Origin of the sequence: Rubrivirga sp. (genome assembly GCF_049648075.1) — a bacterium.
Lineage (GTDB): Bacteria > Bacteroidota > Rhodothermia > Rhodothermales > Rubricoccaceae > Rubrivirga.
This window is the reverse complement of the sequence record NZ_JBARYR010000636.1, coordinates 1-1,506: the sequence shown is the minus strand read 5'-3', so window position 1 is coordinate 1,506 and position 1,506 is coordinate 1. Positions and strand designations below refer to the sequence as shown.

At 66.2% G+C, this 1,506-nt stretch carries 1 protein-coding gene and 1 pseudogene; one reads left to right on the top strand and one right to left on the bottom strand.

Annotated elements, in window-relative coordinates:
* Positions 1–422, top strand: a 422-nt coding sequence (locus WBA11_RS17280; RefSeq protein ID WP_424521886.1) for a hypothetical protein, incomplete at its 5' end; no start/stop codon positions are given.
* On the opposite strand, the pseudogene WBA11_RS17275 reads toward WBA11_RS17280, so the two are convergent.
* Positions 419–1,506: pseudogene (locus WBA11_RS17275) on the bottom strand (aconitate hydratase); the annotation flags it as partial. The gene WBA11_RS17280 and the pseudogene WBA11_RS17275 overlap by 4 nt on opposite strands.

The following is a 1,506-nucleotide window of genomic DNA, read 5'->3' as shown; positions in this document are numbered from 1 at the left end:
CCCCTGTGGCGAGCGACGGGGCCGGTGCCGTGGTGGGCGCCGGCCCTTTTTTGTGTTCGTCCTCGAGGTCGGACCGCAGCTTCGAGAACAGTGGGCCGGCTTCGCCGGAATGCGAGCAGAGGTCCGAAAGAGAAGAGGTTCGCGTGCTCCGCCCTCGAGGTCAATCTCCGTCTGAGGGCGGCGTGCCGAGGTGCAGAAATCTCCGTCCTCGAGGACGTGACGTCGCGTTCGACCTCGAGGGCGATGCGATCTCGGACGCCCGGGGCGCCGTTGCATGCAACGGCGTCTCCCCCGCCGACCTCGACAGTGCGTCTCGACCTCGAGGACGGATCACCCCGCGCCCTCGAGGACGCCCCAAACCAAAACGCCCGGTCCGACCTCGAGGCCGAACCGGGCGGAAAACACGTCGAGGTCAGCGCTAGGCCGGCTCGAGCTCGTTGTTGAGGAAGTCGCGGAGCACGTAGTTCAAGATCCCGCCGTGGCGGTAGTACTCGACCTCGACCGGCGTGTTGAGCGCGACCGTGACGTCGAACGTCGCCGTGGTCCCGTCGTCCTTGGTCGCCGTGACCTCGAGGACGTCGCCCGGCTGGACGTCGTCGCCCACGGGGATGTCGAACGCCTCCGTGCCATCGAGGCCGTGCGTGTCGAGGCCCTCGCCGTCTTGGAATAGGAGAGGCAGCACGCCCATCCCGACCAGGTTCGACCGGTGGATCCGCTCGAACGACTTGGCGACCACGGCCTTGATGCCCAGGAGCAGCGTGCCCTTGGCAGCCCAGTCGCGTGACGAGCCCATGCCGTAGTCGTTGCCGGCGAATACCACGAGTGGCGTGCCCTCGGCCTCGTACTCTTGGGCAGCGTCGTAGATGTACATCTTCTCGCCGTCCTTCATCGTCCAGCCGCCCTCGGTGCCCGGCGCCATGTGGTTGCGCAGGCGGATGTTGCCGAACGTGCCGCGCGTCATCACGCGGTCGTTACCACGGCGGCTGCCGAACGAGTTGAAGTCCTTCGGCTCGACGCCCCGGTCCTGCAAGAACTGACCGGCGGGCTCCGACTTCGGAATCGCGCCGGCAGGCGAGATGTGGTCCGTCGTGGTCGAGTCGCCGGCCTTAACGAGGGTCCGCGCGCCTTCGATGGACTCGATACCCGGAATCTCAGGCGTCACGTCCATAAAGAACGGCGGCTCCTGGATGTAGGTCGACGAGTCCTGCCAGTCATACACGGCACCCTCGGACGTCTCGATCGCGTTCCAACGCGGGTTCGAGTCCTCGATGCCGTCGTACAGCTCTTCGAACTGCTCGCGCGTCACCGCACTCTGCACCGCGTCCAGAATCTCCTGCTGGCTCGGCCACAGGTCCTTGAGGTAGACGTCGTTGCCGTCCTTGTCCATCCCAATCACGTCGTTCTGCAGGTCGATATCGACCGTGCCAGCGAGCGCGTAGGCGACGACGAGCGGCGGGCTGGCGAGGTAGTTGGCCTTGACGAGCGCGTGGATGCGGCCCTCAAAGT